This is a genomic window from Nonomuraea sp. NPDC051191, from assembly GCF_044455665.1.
GTDB lineage: Bacteria > Actinomycetota > Actinomycetes > Streptosporangiales > Streptosporangiaceae > Nonomuraea.
The window spans coordinates 26,823-43,396 of sequence record NZ_JBITEZ010000026.1; the positions used below are offsets into that span (position 1 = coordinate 26,823).

General features: G+C 70.8%; 17 protein-coding genes. 13 read left to right on the forward strand and 4 right to left on the reverse strand.

Translation table 11 applies throughout. The annotated features are described in order from the left end of the window. Positions 1-10: 10 nt before the first annotated feature. The gene (locus ACIA8R_RS47725) at positions 11-727 is read right to left on the reverse strand and encodes a DUF2306 domain-containing protein (RefSeq protein WP_397044559.1); all 717 of its coding nucleotides are present in this window, start codon (positions 725-727) and stop codon (positions 11-13) included. 220 nt (positions 728-947) lie between these two features. Here ACIA8R_RS47725 and ACIA8R_RS47730 point away from each other — a divergent pair, with 220 nt between their 5' ends. From ACIA8R_RS47730 to whiA, 7 genes are all read left to right on the forward strand, one after another. Continuing rightward, on the forward strand, positions 948-1,364 hold the full coding sequence (locus tag ACIA8R_RS47730; RefSeq protein ID WP_364098487.1) for a Rieske (2Fe-2S) protein: 417 nt from the start codon (positions 948-950) through the stop codon (positions 1,362-1,364). A 117-nt stretch (positions 1,365-1,481) separates the two neighbouring features. Continuing rightward, positions 1,482-1,937 (forward strand): Rieske (2Fe-2S) protein, encoded by a 456-nt coding sequence (locus ACIA8R_RS47735; protein ID WP_397044561.1) that lies wholly within the window; start codon positions 1,482-1,484, stop codon positions 1,935-1,937. A gap of 76 nt (positions 1,938-2,013) precedes the next feature. After that, positions 2,014-2,466 (forward strand): Rieske (2Fe-2S) protein, encoded by a 453-nt coding sequence (locus ACIA8R_RS47740; RefSeq protein WP_397044563.1) that lies wholly within the window; start codon positions 2,014-2,016, stop codon positions 2,464-2,466. A gap of 221 nt (positions 2,467-2,687) precedes the next feature. Further along, on the forward strand, positions 2,688-4,616 hold the full coding sequence (gene uvrC / locus ACIA8R_RS47745; protein ID WP_397044565.1) for an excinuclease ABC subunit UvrC: 1,929 nt from the start codon (positions 2,688-2,690) through the stop codon (positions 4,614-4,616). 44 nt (positions 4,617-4,660) lie between these two features. Further along, on the forward strand, positions 4,661-5,527 hold the full coding sequence (gene rapZ, locus ACIA8R_RS47750; protein ID WP_357705735.1) for an RNase adapter RapZ: 867 nt from the start codon (positions 4,661-4,663) through the stop codon (positions 5,525-5,527). An 11-nt stretch (positions 5,528-5,538) separates the two neighbouring features. After that, positions 5,539-6,495, forward strand: coding sequence for a uridine diphosphate-N-acetylglucosamine-binding protein YvcK (yvcK, locus tag ACIA8R_RS47755; RefSeq protein ID WP_357705815.1), 957 nt, complete (start codon positions 5,539-5,541; stop codon positions 6,493-6,495). Between the two features lie 72 nt (positions 6,496-6,567). Next, positions 6,568-7,548, forward strand: coding sequence for a DNA-binding protein WhiA (gene whiA / locus ACIA8R_RS47760; protein ID WP_138714326.1), 981 nt, complete (start codon positions 6,568-6,570; stop codon positions 7,546-7,548). A gap of 208 nt (positions 7,549-7,756) precedes the next feature. Here the strand turns inward: whiA and ACIA8R_RS47765 are convergent, their stop codons facing one another. Then, positions 7,757-8,413 carry a hypothetical protein gene (locus tag ACIA8R_RS47765; RefSeq protein ID WP_397044568.1) on the reverse strand — a complete coding sequence of 219 codons (657 nt, stop codon included), beginning with the start codon at positions 8,411-8,413 and terminating at the stop codon, positions 7,757-7,759. Between the two features lie 182 nt (positions 8,414-8,595). On the opposite strand from ACIA8R_RS47765, the gene gap reads away from it, so the two are divergent. The 5 genes from gap (at position 8,596) to ACIA8R_RS47790 (ending at position 12,364) form a co-directional block, all read left to right on the forward strand. Continuing rightward, positions 8,596-9,600, forward strand: a complete 1,005-nt coding sequence (gene gap / locus ACIA8R_RS47770; RefSeq protein WP_357705737.1) for a type I glyceraldehyde-3-phosphate dehydrogenase — start codon at positions 8,596-8,598, stop codon at positions 9,598-9,600. A gap of 37 nt (positions 9,601-9,637) precedes the next feature. Further along, the gene (locus ACIA8R_RS47775) at positions 9,638-10,825 is read left to right on the forward strand and encodes a phosphoglycerate kinase (RefSeq protein ID WP_397044652.1); all 1,188 of its coding nucleotides are present in this window, start codon (positions 9,638-9,640) and stop codon (positions 10,823-10,825) included. Position 10,826: 1 nt separating this feature from the next. Then, positions 10,827-11,612 (forward strand): triose-phosphate isomerase, encoded by a 786-nt coding sequence (tpiA, locus tag ACIA8R_RS47780; RefSeq protein WP_357705739.1) that lies wholly within the window; start codon positions 10,827-10,829, stop codon positions 11,610-11,612. 99 nt (positions 11,613-11,711) lie between these two features. Further along, positions 11,712-11,942: a preprotein translocase subunit SecG gene (secG, locus tag ACIA8R_RS47785; protein ID WP_090942947.1), complete on the forward strand. Its 231-nt coding sequence runs from the start codon at positions 11,712-11,714 to the stop codon at positions 11,940-11,942. A 77-nt stretch (positions 11,943-12,019) separates the two neighbouring features. Next, a complete protein-coding gene (locus ACIA8R_RS47790; RefSeq protein ID WP_082310244.1) occupies positions 12,020-12,364 on the forward strand; it encodes an RNA polymerase-binding protein RbpA in 345 nt (114 codons plus the stop codon). 49 nt (positions 12,365-12,413) lie between these two features. Here ACIA8R_RS47790 and ACIA8R_RS47795 read toward each other — a convergent pair whose 3' ends face one another. Together ACIA8R_RS47795 and ACIA8R_RS47800 are read right to left on the reverse strand one after the other, a co-directional pair. Continuing rightward, positions 12,414-14,018, reverse strand: a complete 1,605-nt coding sequence (locus ACIA8R_RS47795) for an amidohydrolase (protein ID WP_397044571.1) — start codon at positions 14,016-14,018, stop codon at positions 12,414-12,416. A gap of 27 nt (positions 14,019-14,045) precedes the next feature. After that, a complete protein-coding gene (locus ACIA8R_RS47800) occupies positions 14,046-15,422 on the reverse strand; it encodes an NAD(P)/FAD-dependent oxidoreductase (RefSeq protein WP_397044573.1) in 1,377 nt (458 codons plus the stop codon). Between the two features lie 108 nt (positions 15,423-15,530). Between ACIA8R_RS47800 and ACIA8R_RS47805 the strand changes: the two genes are divergently transcribed. Continuing rightward, positions 15,531-16,553 (forward strand): GNAT family N-acetyltransferase, encoded by a 1,023-nt coding sequence (locus ACIA8R_RS47805; protein ID WP_364098464.1) that lies wholly within the window; start codon positions 15,531-15,533, stop codon positions 16,551-16,553. The last annotated feature ends 21 nt before the right edge of the window (positions 16,554-16,574 follow it).

Genomic DNA, 16,574 nt, shown 5'->3' on the forward strand with positions numbered 1-16,574 from the left:
CTGTTGTCGGTCAGGCGGTGGCGGGGGTGCGGCGGCGGCGCTTGGCGGCGTCGCCGCGCTCCAGCCACCACTCGGCGAACAGCAGCGGCAGCACCCAGCCCAGCCAGGCGCTCACCGCGCCCACCGTGCCGGCCAGCAGCTCCTGGTCGCCGTGGAAAGTGGTGTCGAGCTGCGGTGACAGCGAGATGACGAACACCGCGCCCCACAGGCGGTTGGTGATGATCGACATCGTCAGGGCGAAGCTGCGGATCATCCACCTGCGGTGATCGACGAACCTGCGCTGCCTGGCCATCCGCCAGCCGGCCAGGGTGCAGCCCAGCCACACCAGGGCCAGCACCACCCCGCTGGCCCTGGTCACCGGGCCGAAGGGCGTGGCGAGGCTGACCACCAGACCCAGCACGCCGCCGGGCAGGCAGCCGCCGAAGACGTACACGCGGCCGATCATGCGGTGGGCGCGCGGGTGGCGGGCCCGGAACCACGGCCAGACCTGCAGACAGCACGAGATCATCGCGATCGAGCCGAAGATCACGTGCAGGGAGAGCACCACGAAGTGCAGCGGGAAGAAGTCGGGGGCGGGCACCCGCGACCGGCTCGGGTCCAGCGACAGGTAGGGCGGCAGCGAGAAGGCGACGAACGCGATCGCCACCACCGCGAGCGGAACCACCCACGGACGGCGCCACCAGCGCGGCCCGGACGTCGTGGGTGCGGGAGTGTCGGTGAGAGTCATGCGCACAGGCTCGTGCGCGGCGCTGACCGCGGGCGCACCGCCCACTGACGGCACCTTGGCCCTGCCTTGCCGCGACGGTGTGCCGCAGAGGTCACCCGATGGTCGGACCGAGGGGTGGGGCCAATAAAGTTGAAGCACGGGTAACGGCTTGACCTGCTGGGGGTCGGCGGAGACGCGAAGGGTCGGCTAATTCATGACGGTTACGGATCGGGGCGAAGCCATGCCCGAAAATCGCGGCGGAATCGGCCGGCGCGAGATGCTCGGCGTGGCGGGGGTGGCCGCGTGCGGGCTGGCGCTGGCGGGGTGCGGCGCGGGCGACGCCAAGGCGCAGCCGGTGTCGGCGATCAAGGGCAAGGTGCTCGCCAAGACGGCGGACGTGCCCGTCGGCGGCGGCACGCTCGTCGAGGAGTGGCGAATCGTGATCACGCAGCCCGCGAAGGGCGTCTACAAGGCGTTCAGCGCGGTGTGCACGCACAAGGGATGCACGGTCGGCACGCCGAAGGACAACGTCATCACGTGCGCGTGCCACGGCAGCGAGTTCGCCGCCGACAGCGGAAAGGCCACCAAAGGGCCCGCGACCGCGCCGCTGACCGTCTACCAGGTCAAGGTGGAGGGCGACGGCATCGTCGTCGTCTGAGGACGGATCGTTCTGGGTAATTGTGCGTGGTTTTCGGGATTGGGCTCGTGCAGGCTGAACCGGTGCCGGGGCGCTGGCCGTACCTGCAAGTGAGACCGAGACCTGGGAGGACGCACCATGACAGAAACGACGCGCCGGAAGGTCATGCTCGGTGCCGGAGGCGCCGGGCTCGCGGCGGTTCTGACGGCGTGCGCGAGCTACGGTTCGCCGACGGCGGCGGCGAACGAGGCGCCGGCCACGGAGGAGCCGTCGTCCGCCGAGCCCAAGAAGAAGGCGAAGAAGAAGCCCAAGGCGCTGGCCGACACCGGCGACATCCAGGTCGGCGGTGGCACGGTCTTCAAGGACCAGAAGGTCGTGGTGACGCAGCCGACCGAAGGGGAGTTCAAGGCGTTCACGGCGGTCTGCACCCATGCGGGCTGCACGGTCGCCAGCGTCTCGAACGGGACCATCAACTGCCCCTGCCACGGCAGCAAGTTCAAGATCGAGGACGGTTCCGTGGCCGACGGCCCCGCCGGCGCGCCGCTCGCCGAGAAGAAGATCTCCGTGGACGGCGACAAGATCAGACTCGCCTAATCCGCGTCTCATGAATTTCTCACCTGTCTCCGATTGGGTGGGACACATGGGAAATGACCTTCGCAGCCGACGGGCAGTGATAGCGGGAGTGGGCGCGGGCGGGCTGGCGCTGGCGATCAGCGCCTGTGGCGGGAACGCCGAGACGCCGGCGGCCACCGCCCCCGACGCGGGCGGCCAGTCGAGCGCCGCACAGCCGGGCGCCACGCAGCCGGGCACCACACAGTCAGGCGCCCCGCAGGCCGGCGGCGCGCTGGCCAAGACCGCCGACATCCCCGTCGGCGGCGGCACGGTCTTCAAGGACCAGAAGATCGTGGTGACGCAGCCGACGGCGGGCGAGTTCAAGGCGTTCAGCGCGATCTGCACGCACAAGGGCTGCCCCGTGGGGGGCGTCGCGGACGGCGCGATCGTGTGCCCGTGCCACGGCAGCAAGTTCAACATCGCCGACGGCTCGGTCACCGACGGACCGGCCGACAAGCCGCTGGCCGCGCAGCAGATCAAGGTCGAGGGCGACCAGATCACCCTGGCCTGATCAGAGGAGCCTGGTCAGAGGAGCCTGGTCAGAGGAGTCTGGTCAGAGGAGTCTGGTCAGAGGAGTCTGGTCAGAGGAGTCTGGTCAGAGGAGTCTGGTCAGAGGAGCCTGATCAAAGGAGCCTGATCAAAGGAGCCTGGTCAGAGGAGAAGGTGAGCCCTGTCGAGCCGTCCGAAGGCTCGGCGGGTCACCTTGTCGGTGGCGCCTACTAGTCTTTGACCGTGGCGAGAGCAGCGGGCAGCCCCTTGAGTTTCCGGCCCAGACCAGGTTCGATCCCCGAGTCGCCGGGGGTCTACCGGTTCAGGGACGCGCACGGCCGGGTGATCTACGTCGGCAAGGCCAAGAGCCTGCGGCAGCGGCTCAACTCCTACTTCACCGACTTCTCCGCGCTGCATCCGCGCACCCAGTCGATGCTCACCACGGCCGCCGACGTCGACTGGACCGTCGTCGGCACCGAGGTCGAGGCGCTGCAGCTCGAATACTCCTGGATCAAGGAGTTCGACCCGCGCTTCAACGTCAAGTACCGCGACGACAAGTCCTACCCCTACCTCGCCGTGACGCTGGGGGAGGACTTCCCACGCGTCCAGGTCATGCGGGGGGCCAAGCGCAAGGGCACGCGATATTTCGGCCCCTACTCGCACGCCTGGGCCATCCGCGAGACCGTCGACCTGCTGTTGCGCGTCTTCCCGGTGCGCACGTGCAGCGCGGGGGTGTTCAAGCGGGCCGGGCAGATCGGGCGTCCCTGCCTGCTGGGCTACATCGACAAGTGCTCGGCGCCGTGCGTGGGGCGGGTGACCCCGCAGGAGCACCGCGAGCTGGCCGAAGACTTCTGCGACTTCATGGCGGGCAACACCACCCGCTTCATCAGGCGCCTTGAGAAGGACATGCGTGAGGCCGCCGGTGAGCAGGAGTACGAGCGGGCGGCCCGGCTGCGTGACGACATCCAGGCGTTGCAGCGCGCGCTGGAGAAGCAGGCCGTGGTGCTCGGCGAGGCCACCGACGCCGACGTCATCGCGCTGGCCGAGGATCCGCTGGAGGCCGCCGTTCAGGTGTTCTACGTGCGCGGGGGCCGCATTCGCGGGCAGCGGGGCTGGGTGGTCGACAAGGTCGAGGAGTCCTCGCCCGGCGAGCTGGTCGAGCAGTTCCTGCTGCAGATGTACGGCGAGGCCGGCCCCGAGTCGATGCCGCGCGAGGTGCTCGTGCCCGCGCTGCCGCCCGACGCCGAGGCGGTCGCCGAGCTGCTGACCGAGCAGCGCCGGGCCCGGGTCGAGGTGCGCGTCCCGCAGCGCGGCGACAAGAAGGCGCTCATGGAGACCGTCGAGCGCAACGCCAAGGAGTCGCTGGCCCAGCACAAGATCCGCCGGGCGGGCGACCTGACCACGCGCAGCAAGGCGCTGCAGGAGATCGCCGACGCGCTCGACCTCGACCAGGCGCCGCTGCGCGTCGAGTGCTACGACGTCTCCCATCTCCAGGGCGAGAACGTCGTGGCGTCCATGGTGGTCTTCGAGGACGGCCTGGCGCGCAAGAGCGAGTACCGGCGCTTCGCGGTCAGGACCAAGGAGGGCGACGTCGCCTCGATCTACGAGGTGATCATGCGGCGGTTCCGGCGCTACCTGGAGGAGCGTTCGGCCACGGGCGAGCTGGCCGCGGAGGACGACGACGGCCACGGTCCCATCGACCCCGAGACGGGCAGACCGCGCAAGTTCGCCTATCCGCCCAACCTGGTCGTCGTCGACGGCGCCGGCCCCCAGGCGGCCGCCGCGCAGCGGGCGCTCGACGAGCTCGGCATCGACGACGTCGCGGTGTGCGGCCTGGCCAAGCGGCTGGAGGAGGTGTGGCTGCCCGGCGACGACCAGCCAGTGATCATGCCTCGTTCAAGTGAGGGTCTCTACCTGCTGCAACGCGTGCGCGACGAAGCACACAGGTTCGCCATCACCTACCATCGTTCCAAGAGGTCCAAGTCAGTGAAGGAGAGCGCGCTCGACGGCGTGCCCGGCCTCGGGCCGGCGCGCAGGCAGGCGTTGCTCAAGCACTTCGGCTCCGTCAAGAAGCTACGCGAGGCCAGCGCGGCCGAGATCTGCGAGGTTCCCGGCATCGGGCCGGCCCTCGCGGAGGTCATCGTGTCGACGCTGAAGGGAGATACATCGTGAACACCCGCGAGGGAGCGCAGGGTGTCGGCGAACGGAGTGAGGCCATGAGCACCGAGCCGGCGTTCGTCATCGTCACCGGCATGTCCGGGGCGGGGCGCAGCACGGCCGCCAAGGCGCTGGAAGACCTGGGCTGGTTCGTCATCGACAACCTGCCGCCGGGGCTGCTGTTCGCGATGGCGGAGGAGGCGGGCAAGGTCAAGCTGGCCGCCGACAAGGTGGCCGCGGTCGTCGACGTGCGCAGCCTGGCCTTCACCACCGACCTCAACGCGGCCATCGAGGAACTGGAGGGCCGCGGCGTACGCGTGCGGGTCGTCTTCCTCGAGGCCAGCGACGAGGAGCTGGTGCGCAGGTTCGAGAACGTCCGCAGGCCCCATCCGCTGCAGGGGGAGGGCCGTCTGGTCGACGGCATCACCCGCGAGCGCGGCATCCTGCGCGAGGTGCGGGCCAACGCCGACCTGGTGATCGACACCTCGTCCCACAACGTGCACGACCTGCGCAACAAGATCGTCGCCTACTTCGGCGGGGAGGACCGTCCGGGGCTGCGGCTCAACGTCGTCTCCTTCGGGTTCAAGTACGGGCTGCCGGTCGACGCCGACCTCGTCGTCGACTGCCGGTTCCTGCCCAACCCGCACTGGGTGCCCGAGCTGCGGCCGATGAACGGCCTTGACGCGCCGGTCAGCGACTACGTGCTCGGCCAGCCGGGTGCCAAGGAGTTCCTCGACGCCTACGAGGAGGTCCTGCAGGTCGTGGCCACCGGCTACGCCCGCGAGGGCAAGAGCTACGCGACCCTGGCCGTGGGCTGCACGGGCGGCAAGCACCGCAGCGTGGCCATGGCCGAGCAGGTCGCCGCGCGTCTGCGTGACCGCGGCATGGAGGTCCAGGTCAGCCACCGGGATGTGGGCCGGGAGTGACCCATGAACGTATGGAGACGTCCCTGCCCCATCCGCTGAACGGCCCCCGCGTGGTGGCCCTGGGCGGCGGCCACGGGCTGTACGCCTCGCTGTCGGCCTTACGGGTCGTGACCGACCGCCTGACCGCGGTGGTGACCGTGGCCGACGACGGCGGCTCCAGCGGACGGCTGCGCCGCGAGCTCGGCGTGCTGCCGCCCGGCGACCTGCGCATGGCGCTGGCCGCGCTGTGCGGCGACGACGAGTGGGGCATCACCTGGAGCGAGGTCGTCCAGCACCGGTTCCGCAGCGAGGGCGAGCTTCACGGGCACGCGGTCGGCAACCTGCTGATCGTGGCGCTGTGGGAGCTGCTCGGCGACCCGGTGGCCGGCCTCGACTGGGTCGGGCGGCTGCTCGGCGCGCACGGCAGGGTGCTGCCGATGGCCTCGGTGCCCCTCGACATCGTGGCCGAGGTCGAGCTCGACGGCGTTACCTCGACCGTGCGCGGCCAGGTCGCCTGCGCGCTCACGCCGGGCCGGGTGCAGGCCATCTCCCTGGTGCCCGAAGACCCGCCCGCGCGTCCGGAGGCGGTCGCCGCGGTGCACGAGGCCGACTGGCTGGTGTTCGGGCCGGGTTCGTGGTTCACCAGCGTGCTGCCGCACCTGAAGGTCCCCGAGCTGGCCCGCGCGCTGCACGAGAGCAGGGCCAAACGGCTCGTCACGCTCAACCTGGCCCCCCAGCCGGGCGAGACCGACGACTTCTCCCCCCAGCAGCACCTGGAAGTGCTCCGCCAGCACGCCCCCGACCTGGCCTTCGACATCGTGCTCGCCGACACCGGCGTGGTCGACGACCTCGACGCCCTCGACAAGGCCGCGGCGGCGCTCGGCGCCCGCCTCGTCCTGGCCGACGTGGCCGCGGCCGACGGCTCGCCCCGGCATGACCCACGACGTCTTGCCTCCGTCCTGGACGAGATTTTCCTCCAGAAGCGTTGATCCTGGTCGGCGTGGCGCGAAGGTGCGAGAGACTGGCGAGAGCCGGTCTGAATGGGGGAAGGACTAACGCTTATGGCGATGACAGGTGTGGTGAAGGACGAACTGAGCCGCCTGCCGGTGCTGAAACCGTGCTGCCGCAAGGCGGAGGTTTCGACGCTGCTGCGGTTCGCCAGCGGCCTGCACCTGGTGGGCGGCCGCATCGTGATCGAGGCCGAGCTCGACACCAACGCCACCGCGCGGCGGCTGATCAAGGACATCGGAGAGGTGTTCGGTCACAAGGCCGAGGTGCTGGTGCTCGCGCCGGCCGGGCTGCGCAAGGGCTCGCGCTACGTGGTGCGCGTCTACCGCGACGGTGAGGCGCTGGCCCGGCAGACGGGCCTGATCGACAACCACGGCCGTCCGGTGCGCGGCCTGCCCCGGCAGGTCGTGGCGGGCGCGGCCTGCGACGCCGAGGCGGCCTGGCGGGGCGCCTTCCTGGCGCACGGCTCGCTGACCGAGCCGGGGCGTTCGATGTCCCTGGAGGTCACCTGCCCGGGGCCGGAGGCGGCGCTGGCGCTGGTGGGCTCGGCCCGGCGGCTGAAGATCCACGCCAAGGCCCGGGAGGTGCGCGGCGTCGACCGCGTCGTGGTCCGCGACGGCGACGCGATCAGCGCGCTGCTCACCCGGCTGGGCGCGCACGACAGCGTGCTGGCCTGGGAGGAGCGCCGGATGCGCCGCGAGGTGCGCGCGACCGCCAACAGGCTGGCCAACTTCGACGACGCCAACCTGCGGCGCTCGGCGCGGGCGGCCGTCGCGGCGGGCGCGCGGGTGCAGCGGGCGCTGGAGATCCTCGGCGAGGAGGCGCCCGACCATCTGGTGGTGGCCGGGAGGCTGCGGGTGGAGCACAAGCAGGCGTCGCTGGAGGAGCTCGGGCAGATCGCCGACCCGCCGCTGACGAAGGACGCCATCGCCGGGCGCATCAGGCGGTTGCTGGCGATGGCCGACAAGCGCGCCTCCGACCTGGGCATCCCCAACACCGAGGCCAATCTCACCGTCGACATGCTGGCGCCGTAGCGGGTTCGTCGCCGTGCGGGCGCGTGCGGCGTCGTCCGGGAGACCCCCATCCCGTACGGCTCCGCACGGTGGCCTACTCGGTGGCCCGCACGCGCCGACGTCCGTGGCCGCCCGTCATGGCCGGTCGTGAGGGCTCACGGGCCGCTCGCCGTGACGGAGCGCCCTGTGGGCCGCCTCCGTGGAGGTGCGCCGGCCCGGCGAGGGCCGTTCAGTCCTTGGCGGGCTTGCGCGGCGTGAACAGGTCCGCGGGCGCGGCCTGCTGGGCGGGCGACTGGGCCGGCTCGAACGGCGCCCGGTACTCCTGTCCGGGCTCGTCGGCCGCCTCGGCCGCCTGCTGGGCCAGGGCGGCCCGGTCGGCGCGGCGTACGCGGAAGACGCGCAGCGTGACCAGCAGGAGCGCGGCCACGGCGGCCACCGCGATGTACAGCCACATCTGCCACGTCTGCCCGAGCGGCTCGCGGTAGACCGCCAGGGCGTGGGGCAGTCCCTCGCCGGCGTTGGCCGCCGTGACGTCGCCGAGCTGGGGGGAGGAGGACGTGCCGGACGCGGGCGTGCGCCGCGCGGCGCCGATCATGATGGACGCGCCCGAGATCTGCCCTCCGGCGACCGCCGCCGCCGCGTACAGGGCGGCCACCACCGGCAGCGCCCGGTTGCGCGGGCGGGCCGCGCCCACGGCCAGGGCGACCAGCAGCGCGATCAGGAGTGACAGCGTCACCGACAAGGCGTGGCCGTTGCCCAGCGTGGCCACGGCCCTGGGCAGCCGGTCCTGGAAGAGCACCGCGAACCCCAGTGCCGCCGCGCAGACGAGCGCGGCGACCAGCCCCGCGATCAGTCCAGGAAGCAGGCCGGACCGCTCATGTGACATCTCAGCCCCCAGAGAATGCACGAATTTACTCCGACGAGTCGGGCACTTTACTCGAAGCTCGCAAATTACGCCGCCTGAACGGGGATACGCAGGGCGGTACCTGCAGTGGTCTAAACCAATTTGGGTCCGATAGTGTTCGTGGTTGAGATTCAACCGCCATCTGTTCGAGGAGATCGGTTTCCGTGAGCATCCGCGTAGGCGTCAACGGCTTCGGCCGCATCGGTCGCAACTTCTGGCGCGCGGTCGCCGCCAGCGGCAAGGACATCGAGATCGTCGCGGTCAACGACCTGACTGACAACGCGACGCTCGCCCACCTGCTGAAGTACGACAGCATCCTGGGCCGCCTGCCGTACGAGGTGAAGGCCTCCAGCGACGAGATCACCGTCGACGGCAAGGCGATCAAGGCGTTCGCGGAGCGCGACCCGGCCAAGCTGCCGTGGGGCGACCTCGGCGTCGACGTCGTGGTGGAGTCGACCGGCCTGTTCACCGACGCCTCCAAGGCGAGGGTGCACGCCGACAACGGCGCCAAGAAGGTCATCATCTCCGCGCCGGCCAAGAACGAAGACGTCACCATCGTGATGGGCGTCAACGAGGGCTCCTACGACCCGGCCAGCCACACGATCATCTCCAACGCGTCCTGCACCACCAACTGCCTGGCCCCGATGGCCAAGGTCATCCACGACACCTTCACCATCGAGAAGGGTCTGATGACCACCATCCACGCCTACACGCAGGACCAGAACCTGCAGGACGGCCCGCACAAGGACCTGCGCCGCGCCCGCGCCGCCGCCCTCAACGTGGTGCCCACCTCCACCGGCGCCGCCAAGGCCATCGGCCTGGTGCTGCCCGAGCTCAAGGGCAAGCTCGACGGCTTCGCCATGCGCGTGCCGATCCCCACCGGCTCGGCCACCGACCTCACCGTCGACGTCAGCCGCGAGGTCACCGTCGAGGAGGTCAACGCCGCGATCAAGGCCGCCGCCGAGGGCCCGCTCAAGGGCATCCTCAGCTACACCGAGGACGAGATCGTCTCCTCCGACATCGTCACCGACCCCCACTCCTGCATCTTCGACGCCGGCCTCACCAAGGTCATCGGCAACCAGGTCAAGGTCGTCGGCTGGTACGACAACGAGTGGGGCTACTCCAACCGCCTCGCCGACCTGATCGAGCTGGTCGGCCGCGGCCTGTGAGCATGGTCGAGGCCACTGCGGGGACAGGAGCATGAGCATGCGCACGCTCGACGATCTCGACGTCAAGGGGCGGCGCGTGCTCGTGCGCGCCGACCTCAACGTCCCGCTCGACGGGGAGACGATCACCGACGACGGCCGCATCCGGGCGTCGCTGCCGACGATCCGGGAGCTGGCCGGGCGCGGCGCCAAGGTCGTCGTCTGCGCCCACCTGGGCAGGCCCAAGGGGCAGGTCAATCCCAAGTACTCGCTCAAGCCGGTGGCCGCCCGCCTGGGCGAGCTGCTCGGCCAGGACGTCGCCTTCGCCGCCGACGTGGTCGGCGACAGCGCGCGGCAGACGGTCGACGCCCTCCAGGAGGGCCAGGTCGCCCTGCTGGAGAACCTGCGCTACGAGCCCGGCGAGGAGTCCAAGGACGACGCCGCCCGCGGCGCGTTCGCCGAGAAGCTGGCCGGGCTCGCCGAGCTCTACGTCGGCGACGGGTTCGGCGCGGTGCACCGCAAGCACGCCAGCGTCTACGACGTGCCCAAGCTGCTGCCGCACGCGGCCGGCGGGCTGGTCGTGGCCGAGGTCGAGGTGCTGCGCAGGCTGACCGAGGACACCGAGCGTCCCTATGTGGTCGTCCTGGGCGGGGCGAAGGTCTCCGACAAGCTGGGCGTCATCGCCAACCTGCTGACCAAGGTCGACCGGCTGCTGATCGGCGGCGGCATGGCCTACACCTTCCTCAAGGCCCAGGGCTACGAGGTGGGCCGGTCGCTGCTCCAGGAGGACCAGCTCGACCAGGTGCGCGGCTTCCTCGACGAGGCCGGCAGGCGGGGCGTCGACCTCGTGCTGCCGGTCGACGTGCTGGCGGCCGTCACGTTCGCGGCCGACGCCGAGCACGAGGTGGTCGAGGCCACGGCGATCCCGGCCGACCGCGAGGGGCTCGACATCGGGCCGAAGACGCGCGAGCTGTTCGCGAGCAAGCTGGCCGACGCCAAGACCGTGTTCTGGAACGGGCCGATGGGCGTGTTCGAGTTCGACGCGTTCTCCGGCGGCACCAGGGCGGTGGCCGAGGCCCTGATCGGCTCCGACGCCTTCACGGTGGTCGGCGGCGGCGACTCCGCGGCGGCCGTGCGCAGGCTGGGCCTGCCCGAGGACGGCTTCTCGCACATCTCCACCGGCGGCGGGGCCAGCCTGGAATACCTTGAGGGCAAGACCCTTCCCGGACTCGCGGCTCTGGAGGACTGAGGTGGCCCAGCAGCGCAAGCCGCTCATCGCCGGCAACTGGAAGATGAACCTCAATCACCTTGAGGCCATCGCCCTGGTCCAGAAGCTGGCCTTCGCGCTCAGCGACAAGGACTTCGACAAGGCCGAGGTGGCCGTCCTGCCGCCCTTCACCGACCTGCGCAGCGTCCAGACGCTGGTCGACGGCGACAAGCTGCGCATCGTCTACGGCGCCCAGGACCTGTCCCAGTACGACGGCGGCGCCTACACCGGCGAGGTGTCGGGCGTCATGCTGGCCAAGCTCGGCTGCACGTACGTGGTCATCGGCCACTCCGAGCGGCGCCAGTACCACGGCGAGGACGACGATCTCGTCAACGCCAAGGTGCAGGCGGCCTACCGGCACTCGCTCACGCCCATCCTGTGCGTGGGCGAGGGGCTGGCCGTACGCCAAGAGGGCGGCCACATCGCGCACAGTCTCGGCCAACTCGACGGCGCCCTGCGCAAAATCAGCGCCGAGCAGGCAAAATCGATAGTGGTGGCCTACGAGCCCGTGTGGGCGATCGGCACGGGCGAGGTGGCCACCCCGGAGGACGCCCAGGAGGTCTGCGGAGCGTTGCGGGTGAGACTCGCAGAGCTCTACGACCCCGAAGTGGCCTCCGCGGTCCGTATCCTTTACGGTGGCTCGGTCAAGTCCGGCAATATCGTGGGGATCATGGCTCAACCCGATGTCGACGGCGCGCTCGTGGGCGGTGCCAGCATCGACGCAGGGGAGTTCGCCAAGATCTGCCGATTCTCCGAATTGCCTGGCTAACTGAGTCGTTCTGAGGGTGCGACTTGACAGCAGGCCGTACCCTCAAGAGGCAAGTTTGAATCGTCACGCGTAACAGAGCACTGAAGGAACAGGCATACCGTGGAAATCGGAATCTCCATCGCCCTCATCCTGGCGAGCGGTCTCATGATCCTGCTCGTCCTGCTCCACAAGGGCAAGGGTGGCGGCCTGTCTGACATGTTCGGCGGCGGTTTCTCGTCGAACTTCGGTGGTTCCTCGGTGGTGGAGCGCAACCTCGACCGGCTGACCGTCATCACGGGCACCGTCTGGTTCGTCTGCATCATCGCTCTCGGCCTGCTCATGCGGCCCTGAGACAACAACTGGTTAACGCGTGACAGTGATTCTCCCCCCGTGTCACGACGCGGGGCGATCTAGCGAGGAGTTCATCCGTGGGTAGTGGCAACGCGATCCGTGGCAGCCGAGTCGGCGCCGGCCCTATGGGGGAGGCCGAACGCGGCGAGGCAGCTCCGAGAGTGCGGGTCTCGTTCTGGTGCGCCAACATGCACGAGACGCGCCCCAGTTTCGCCAGCGACGCGGCGGTCCCCGAGATGTGGGATTGCCCACGTTGCGGCCTCCCAGCCGGACAGGACGAGGAGGCCCCGCCTGCCCCGCCCAAGAACGAGCCGTACAAGACGCACCTGGCCTACGTGAAGGAGCGCCGGAGCGACAAGGACGGCAAGGCGATCCTCGAGGAGGCACTGGAGCGCCTGCGCAACAACAAGTCCCCCTGGTAGGCGAGCCGGCGGAAGGGCCCTGGTGCTGGTCACCGGGGCCCTTCGCGCGTCATCGCCCGTGCACCGCCACGCCGTCGACGAACGTCATGCGCACCCGCGTCGTCCAGATGTCGGCCGGGGGCAGGTCGAAGGGGTCGCGGTCGAGCACCACCAGGTCGGCCGGTCGGCCGGGCGCGATCACACCCGCCGGCGAGCGGTTGATCCAGGCCGACCCCTCGGTGTACGCGCTCATCACCGTGGCCAGGTCGAGGCGCTGGCCCGGCAGGAACGGCGTCTGCGCCGTCGGGTAGCCCGCGTGCACCGATCCGCCTGGTTCGGTACGGTTCACCGCCACGTGCATGCCCTGGATCGGATCGGGCTCGGAGACCGGCCAGTCGCTGCCCGCGCAGAACCGGGTGCCGTGCGCCTGCAGATCCCTGAACGGGTACTGCCACGACGAGCGCGGCTCGCCCAGGAACGGCAGCGTCAGCTCGTCCATCTGGGCGTGGTGGGTGGCCCACAGGGGTTGCAGGTTGGCCGTCACGCCCAGCGCGGCGAAGCGTGGCACGTCCGAGGGCTCGATGATCTGCAGGTGGGCGATGTGGTGGCGGTTGGCCGGGTCGGTGCCCTCGAAGCTGTCCAGGGCCTCGCGCACGGCGCGTTCGCCGATGGCGTGGAAGTGCACCTGGAAGCCGAGCCGGTCCAGCTCGGCGACGTACTGCTTGAGCTTGCCCGGGTCGACGTACGACAGGCCCGTGCCGCCGCACCGGCAGTACGGCTCCAGCGTCGCGGCGGTGAAGTTCTCCGTGATGCCGTCCTGCATGATCTTGATCGAGGTGGCGGCGAACCGGTCCAGCCCCTCGGCGGCGGCCCGCCGGCGCACCAGGTCCTCGATCTGGTCCTCGCCGCGCGTCCTGTCCCACCACAGCGCGCCCACCACGCGGGCGCGCAGCCGTCCCGCGCGGGCGGCGTCGAGGTAGGTGGGAAGCTGGTCGTCCGAGCCGGCGTACGAGCCGACGATGGCGTCCTGCCAGCCGGTGATGCCCAGCGAGAACAGGTGCTGCTCGGCCTCGGTGAGCGCCCGCGCCTGGTCCTCGGCGGTGGGGCGCGGGGTGAGCAGGCCGACGAGGTCCATCGCGCCCTCGTGCAGCACGCCGGACGGGGTGCCGTCGGCGTCGCGCTCGATGCGGCCGTCGGCGGGGTCGGGGGTGTCCCGGGTGATGCCGGCCAGGTCGAGGGCGCGGGAGTTGACCCAGGCGGCATGGTGGTCACGCTGGATCAGGTAGGCCGGCCGGTCGAGGAAGTCGAGCTGGGAGCGGTGGGGGAGACCGTTGGGGAAGGCTGACATGTCCCAGCCTCCGCCGTCGATCCACTCTTTTTCGGGATTTTTCGTGGTGTAGTCGGAAATCTTGGAGATGTAGGCGTCTAGGCCGAAGATCTCTGACAAGTCGCACTTTGCTCGTTCGAGTCCGGCCTGTACTGGGTGGATGTGCGCGTCGGTGAAGCCCGGCGTCAGCAGGCCGCCGTCCAGGTCGACCGTGTCGTGGCCGGGGGCGTCGCGGGACAGCTCGCCCTCCGGGCCGACGGCGGCGATCACCCCGTCCCGCACCAGTACGGCGTCGCGCCGCACGGCGCCGCCGATGAAGGCGGCTCCACCGCGGAAGAGGATGTTCATGGAGGTTCTCCCTTTCTCAGGACGGCGTCAGTGGCCGGTGATCAGATCGGCGAAGCGGGCCAGGGCCGAGGTCCTGGCCATGGAACGCTCACGGTGGTCGGCCACCCGGTACAGGCGGTACATCGCGTGCACGCCCATCCAGCGCAGCGGTTCGGGCTCCCAGGAGCGCACCTTGCGCCCCACCCAGGGCAGCGACGTCAGCCGCGTCTCCTCCCCGAGTATCAGATCACGCAGCGTGCGCCCGGCCAGGTTCGTCGTGGTCACGCCGTGTCCGGTGTACCCGCCGGCCCAGCCCAGGCCGGTCGCGGGGTCCACGTGCACGGTCGAGCACCAGTCGCGCGGCACCCCCAGCACACCCGACCAGGCGTGCGCGACCGAGGAGGAGCGGGCCTGGGGGAAGAAGTCGACCAGGAGCCGCCACAGGGCCTCGACCGTCCACTCGTGGGTGCGGCCGCGGGCGTCGATGCGGGAGCCGTACAGGTAGGGACGGCCCCTGCCGCCGAAGGCGATGCGGTCGTCGGCGGTGCGCTGGGCGTACATGTAGTAGTGCGCGAGGTCGCCGAGCAGCTCGGCGCCCCGCCAGCCGACCTCGTCCCAGAAGGAGGCGGGGAGGGGCTCGGTGACGATCATGGAGCTGTTCATGGGCAGCCACTGGCGGCGCAGGCCGTTCAGGCGGGCGGTGAAGCCCTCGGTGGCGCGGATGACGTACGTCGCCCTGACCGTCCCGTACGGGGTCACCGCCCTCCCCGGGGCGATCTCGGTGACCGGGGTGCGCTCGTAGACGGGGACGCCGAGGTCGCGTACGGCCCTGGCCAGCCCCTGGGCCAGCTTGGCGGGCTGGATGCGGGCACAGTGGGGGCTCCAGGAGGCCGCCAGGGCCCCCGACACCCGTACGTGCTCCGACGGGTCGGCCAGGCGCAGGTCGGCCTCCTCGATGCCCCAGGCGCGGGCCGAGGCCACCGAGTCGCGCAGCCGGTCGGCCTGGGCGGGGGTGCGGGCCACGTTGACCACGCCGCCCTTGACGATGTCGCAGTCGATCGACTCGTTCCGGCAGACCGCGATGACCTCGTCGATGGAGGCGTACATCTCGCGCTGGAGGCGGCGGGCGTCCGAGCCGTACCGTTCGTGGGAGCCGGCCAGGTCGCCGGTCAGCCAGCCGCCGTTGCGCCCCGAGGCGCCGAACCCGGCGAACTCCTGCTCCAGCAGCACCACCCGGAGCGAGGGGCGGGCCTTCTTGAGGTAGTACGCGGTCCACAGCCCGGTGTAGCCCGCCCCGACGATCGCCACGTCGGCGTCCAGGTCGCCGTCGAGCCGCGGACCGGGCTCCGGCACCCCGGACGAGCGGTACCAGAAGGAGACGTCACCGTTGACGAATCCGGACGACAAGGGAACTCGCGCATTCATGGCCCCATATCCTGCTATATCGGGATCAGGTGGCGCATCTCACGACGAAATTCGTCATGAAACCCGTCGTTAGCGGGCATGTAACACATGCCGGGCATGCTCTCCCATATGGGATTCTTGCGCATCCGGACCACGGTGGACGAGCGACCCGGACGGCTGGCCTCGCTGGCCTCGGCCCTGGCCGCCAGGGGCGGCAACATCCTCGGCCTGAGCGTCCAGTCCGACGCCGACGGCACAGTCGACGAGTTCGTCGCCGACATCCCGGCCGGTCCCGAGGCCGTGCGCGAGGCGCTGGAGGCCGCCGGCGGCCGGCGCGTCCAGGTGGTGCCGGCCACCGCCCACGAGCTGACCGACGAGCCGACCAGGGCGCTGCTGCTGGCCTCCCGGCTGCGTTCCACGCCCTGGCGGCTCCCCGAGCTGCTGGCCGAGCTGCTGCGCGCGGACGACGCCCGCTGGGTCTACGGTGAACCGGTGAACGATCTGCCCGACCCGACCCTGCTCGTCGTGCCCGTGGCCCAGCGGCGCGCGGTACGGCTGCGCCGCGCCGGGCTGCCGTTCACGCTGACCGAGGCCGCGCGGGCGGCCTCCTTCGCCCGCCTCGCCCAGCCCGCGCCCGGCCGGACCCCCGCCGAACGCGCGGTGAAACTGGCCGACGGCGCCGAGGTCACCGTGCGCCCGCTCACCTCGATCTACCGCGAGGCCGTGCGCGACCTGCACGACAGGTGCTCGCCCGAGGCCCGCAGGTTCCGCTACTTCACCTCGATGCCCGCGCTGCCGCCGCGCACGTTCGACCGGCTCTGCGACCGCGACAGGGGCTTCTCGCTGGTCGCCGGGCACGACGGCCAGGTCGTGGCCATGGCGAACCTCATGTTCACCCCCGACCCCGGCATCGCCGAGATGGCCTTCCTGGTGGAGGACCGCTGGCAGGGGCGCGGCCTGGGTACGGTGCTGGCCGGGATGCTGGTGCGGCAGGCTCGTGACCTGGGGTACGCCGAGGTCAGAGCCACCCTGCTGGCCGACAACGCGCGTATGCGCGGCCTGCTGACCACCCTGGGCGCCGCGCTCGGCCAGACCGAGGATCCGGGGGTCGTGGAGGCGCGGCTGCCGGTCGGCGTGCGGGCCTCAGCCTAGGCCCTCCTCGCGGGGCTCGTC

Excerpts from the sequence above, each read along its gene's own strand:
- ACIA8R_RS47735 (WP_397044561.1), top strand. The coding sequence starts at position 1,482 with ATGACAGAAACGACGCGCCGGAAGGTCATGCTCGGTGCCGGAGGCGCC.
- ACIA8R_RS47725 (WP_397044559.1), bottom strand. The coding sequence starts at position 727 with ATGACTCTCACCGACACTCCCGCACCCACGACGTCCGGGCCGCGCTGG.
- yvcK (WP_357705815.1), top strand. The coding sequence starts at position 5,539 with ATGGAGACGTCCCTGCCCCATCCGCTGAACGGCCCCCGCGTGGTGGCC.
- ACIA8R_RS47775 (WP_397044652.1), top strand. The coding sequence starts at position 9,638 with ATGCGCACGCTCGACGATCTCGACGTCAAGGGGCGGCGCGTGCTCGTG.
- ACIA8R_RS47765 (WP_397044568.1), bottom strand. The coding sequence starts at position 8,413 with ATGTCACATGAGCGGTCCGGCCTGCTTCCTGGACTGATCGCGGGGCTG.
- ACIA8R_RS47730 (WP_364098487.1), top strand. The coding sequence starts at position 948 with ATGCCCGAAAATCGCGGCGGAATCGGCCGGCGCGAGATGCTCGGCGTG.
- ACIA8R_RS47795 (WP_397044571.1), bottom strand. The coding sequence starts at position 14,018 with ATGAACATCCTCTTCCGCGGTGGAGCCGCCTTCATCGGCGGCGCCGTG.
- ACIA8R_RS47800 (WP_397044573.1), bottom strand. The coding sequence starts at position 15,422 with ATGAATGCGCGAGTTCCCTTGTCGTCCGGATTCGTCAACGGTGACGTC.
- whiA (WP_138714326.1), top strand. The coding sequence starts at position 6,568 with ATGGCGATGACAGGTGTGGTGAAGGACGAACTGAGCCGCCTGCCGGTG.
- ACIA8R_RS47805 (WP_364098464.1), top strand. The coding sequence starts at position 15,531 with ATGGGATTCTTGCGCATCCGGACCACGGTGGACGAGCGACCCGGACGG.
- rapZ (WP_357705735.1), top strand. The coding sequence starts at position 4,661 with ATGAGCACCGAGCCGGCGTTCGTCATCGTCACCGGCATGTCCGGGGCG.